Genomic DNA, 3,331 nt, shown 5'->3' with positions numbered 1-3,331 from the left:
ATTGCCAAAGGCATCATACTGATATTGCCACTGCTCCCAGCGGGTGAGGCGGTTATCACGGTAAGGCTCGCTGCCACGGCTATGGGGTGAATTTTCTGGCGTCTGTTTTCATTTATATGACGTTTGGTCAATGGTTTTGGTTGACTAACTGGTTAACGATTGTAATTAAATTATAATCACGATTCATATTTCCATCGTTTGCCTGGCTCTGAGAATATCGTTTGCGGTCAGAAATGGTCTCTGGGTAGTCCTCTGTCACACTTGCTTTCTTCACATTCCACCAACGTTCAGCCACAAGTTGGAAAGTATTGGTTTTGGCGTCAAGCGAACTGCGCAGTTGTTCTTGCTGATGTTCCTGTGGATCGATTTGTTTCGCAAGGAGAGCACGAGCCTCTGCCCGGTAGCTTCGAGCATCTGCAAGGGTGACTGACGGATAAGGGCCAATGCTCTTTTTCGCACGCTTCCTAGTGACAGGGCGAATGTAGCGAAACTGCCATATTTTGCTGCCTGTGGATTTGATGAGTAGCTCAAGGCCATCGCCATCGTAAAGAACGTAGTCAGCTTCCTTAGGTTTAGCGGATTCGATTTCCTTGACGGATAAAGGTTTGGTTTGTCTTGCCATTGCCGGGTTTCCATAGTTTTAGGCACCTCAAAAACAATAAAGCTTTACGAGGTGCCTAACAAGGTGCCTAAAAGGTTCGGATTTAATTAGTTTGCTTCAGACTCAGCGGGACAAATTGCAGGTACAAAAAAGCCCGCAGGGCTTGCGCCATGTGGGCTTTTAGGACTTCATCGGATGACTCTGGTAATCACCGATGAAGAATTTGGTGGAGCTGGGGGGATTTGAACCCCCGTCCGAAATTACTACGTTATTATTTATTGGGTGCGCACTAATCAAAATTACTCTAACTTCATGTTATTTATTGTTTTAAGTTGGTATGAGTTTGTGCGAATTAGTATTAGTTTGTACCCTTTGCCGCCATTGTGCCGCCAATTTTTGGCTTCCAGTTTAAACCAATAAGGGGGTTTTTAGTCGTCGCATCTTCAAGGTGTTCGGGCGCAAAATGGGCATATACCATTGTCATTTTTATATCGACATGCCCGAGTATTTCACGCAGTACGAGTATGTTCCCCCCATTCATCATAAAGTGACTGGCAAAGGTATGGCGTAATACATGTGTACACTGTCCATCAGGTAGTTGAATGCCTGCCCTTTTTACTGCTCTTTGGAATGCTTTTCTGCACGGAGTAAATAGCGCTCCACGATTGTGTGGCATTTCGTCATAGAGTTCTTGAGTTATTGGCACGGTGCGGTTTTTCTTACCCTTGGTTTTTGTGTATGTAATTCGGTATTTTGCTACTTGTCGGCCTTCTAATTTTTCTGCTTCACTCCAACGCGCACCTGTAGAAAGGCATATTTTTGCAATTGTTAGTAAGTGTGGATTGGTTGATTCAGCGCATGAGTCTAATAATCGTTTTATTTCTAATGGTTCTAGGTAGGCAAGTTCACTTTCAGCAATTTTAAAAGTTGGCAATCCTGTTAAGGGATTAGGCGCAGGCCAGTGCCCTAATTTTTTTAATGTTCCAAAAACGGCCGATAAATTCATTTGCTCAAGGTTTATTGTGCGTGGTTTTACTTTTGCTAGTAAATTACCATTAGTTCCCTTTATTTCGCCTTTGAGCCGTTTTTCTCTATATTTTGAAAAATCAGCAGCGGTAATTTCGCTTGCAATAGGATTGCCTAATCCTTGGCAAATTATTTCTAACTTAGCATTCATTCTTTCCGGGTCAGCTAACGTTTGCCCATAAAGGGAATCCCATAGTTTTATAAGCTCAGATAAAGTACGTTTATCGGCTTTCTCACCGAGCCAAGGTTTGTTATTAGCTTCATCCATTTTAAAAATTTCATAAGCCAATGCCTCACCTTTAGTAGCAAACTGTTTCCTTACCCGTTTACCATTTCGCCCACTGGGGTAGCATTCACAGATCCATTTTCCAGAGGAAAGTTTTCTTACCGTCATGTGGCTACCAGTTAATTTTTGATTAACGTTAATGCAACGCGGGCTACCAGTTTCACCTCTTCTAAAGAACATTCAAAAGAAACATCGTCACCGGTAATTTTTACTCGGCCAATCGGAATGCGAGTGAGTTTTTTAATACTTGATCTTCCCTCAATTTCGATAAGCCATAATCCGTCTGATACCTCTTTTATTTCTTTATCCAAAAAGTAGGTCGAATCACCATCAATAAGAATTAGTGCTTTCGTCAAATTATTTGGGAGTAGGGCTTTATCAATCATCAAATAGTTAGCAGGGTGCAACTTACCATCAATAAGTTTTAGCTTATCAATAGGCTCAATATCTGTTGCTGGGTCAAAGGTCATTGAGCCTTCACCCGTGGTTAACCATTTAAGTGACACACCTGTTTCTAAGGCACATTGAATTATCCAATCAGCGGGAAATGTATCCCGTGAATATCTATTTGCCATAGTGCTTTTTGAAACGCCGACCTGTTCACACAATGCTTGGCGTGTCCGGAATCCATAAGCAGCGAGTAGGCGTTCTATTGCTGCTTTCCCTCCAACGTTTGGATCTATTTTGTACCCATCTGTGAACTTTTCCATTGACACTTCCCATATGTGGACTTAGTATCCTTCAAGTACCCACGTGTGAACATAAGGGTAACTCATGCGAACTTATACTAACTTAACCGGAGATTTTGCCTCATGAGTTCACAGATATCAATCAGTATCCCAAGTGCTGTTGTTACTCCAAAGGAGTTTGCTTCACTTGAAAATGTATCTATTCATACGGTGTATTCATGGGTGAAAAAAGGGTGGTTGACTCTACGCCCTAAGAGACACGCACATAGCCGTTCCAAAATTCTTTATGCCAAGTACAAAAAAAAGCAGCAAGCGGAAATTTATGGTCATTCGAATATTGAAATCAATATCGATCCATTGATGCCATTTTGAGAACTCAAGAGGCTTTTGGCTATGTTTGATTATCAGGTTTCTAAACATCCTTGCTTCGATGTGGCCATGCGCCGGTTTGCTTTGACGCATAACCTCAGTGAGCTGGCGGGCCGTGTTGGGATGAATCCGCAGACTTTGCGTAACAAACTCAATCCTGATCAGCCGCATTACCTAAACGTGATGGAGCTACTGACACTCACCGATATTACAGAAGACCCAACCCTGTTAGATGGTTTGCTGGCTCAACTGCAATGCTTGCCCGCTGTGCCAGTAAATGAAACCAATCCCAGCAACTTACCTACCCATGCTCTCAGCGCTACGGCGGCTATCGGCGCGATTGCCGGCGAAACCGTTACG

General features: G+C 42.9%; 4 protein-coding genes and 1 pseudogene. 2 read left to right on the top strand and 3 right to left on the bottom strand.

Annotated elements, in window-relative coordinates; all coding sequences use genetic code 11:
* Positions 1–244: 244 nt before the first annotated feature.
* From DBA33_RS19965 to DBA33_RS19955, 3 genes and pseudogenes are all read right to left on the bottom strand, one after another.
* Positions 245–622: pseudogene (locus DBA33_RS19965) on the bottom strand (integrase arm-type DNA-binding domain-containing protein); the annotation flags it as partial.
* A 337-nt stretch (positions 623–959) separates the two neighbouring features.
* Positions 960–2,021, bottom strand: coding sequence for a site-specific integrase (locus DBA33_RS19960; RefSeq protein WP_120807083.1), 1,062 nt, complete (start codon positions 2,019–2,021; stop codon positions 960–962).
* Positions 2,022–2,032: 11 nt separating this feature from the next.
* Positions 2,033–2,623, bottom strand: coding sequence for a phage repressor protein CI (locus DBA33_RS19955; protein ID WP_120807082.1), 591 nt, complete (start codon positions 2,621–2,623; stop codon positions 2,033–2,035).
* 102 nt (positions 2,624–2,725) lie between these two features.
* Here DBA33_RS19955 and DBA33_RS19950 point away from each other — a divergent pair, with 102 nt between their 5' ends.
* On the top strand, positions 2,726–2,974 hold the full coding sequence (locus DBA33_RS19950; protein ID WP_120807081.1) for a hypothetical protein: 249 nt from the start codon (positions 2,726–2,728) through the stop codon (positions 2,972–2,974).
* 21 nt (positions 2,975–2,995) lie between these two features.
* A partial coding sequence (locus tag DBA33_RS19945) for a phage regulatory CII family protein (RefSeq protein WP_120807080.1) occupies positions 2,996–3,331 on the top strand: 336 nt, incomplete at its 3' end.

It is taken from the genome of Yersinia sp. IP36721, from assembly GCF_003634395.1.
Lineage (GTDB): Bacteria > Pseudomonadota > Gammaproteobacteria > Enterobacterales > Enterobacteriaceae > Yersinia > Yersinia entomophaga.
This window is presented reverse-complemented; position numbering and strand designations above follow the sequence as displayed.

Coding starts and splice junctions, on each gene's coding strand:
- DBA33_RS19960 (WP_120807083.1), bottom strand. CDS start 2,021: ATGACGGTAAGAAAACTTTCCTCTGGAAAATGGATCTGTGAATGCTAC.
- DBA33_RS19955 (WP_120807082.1), bottom strand. CDS start 2,623: ATGGAAAAGTTCACAGATGGGTACAAAATAGATCCAAACGTTGGAGGG.
- DBA33_RS19950 (WP_120807081.1), top strand. CDS start 2,726: ATGAGTTCACAGATATCAATCAGTATCCCAAGTGCTGTTGTTACTCCA.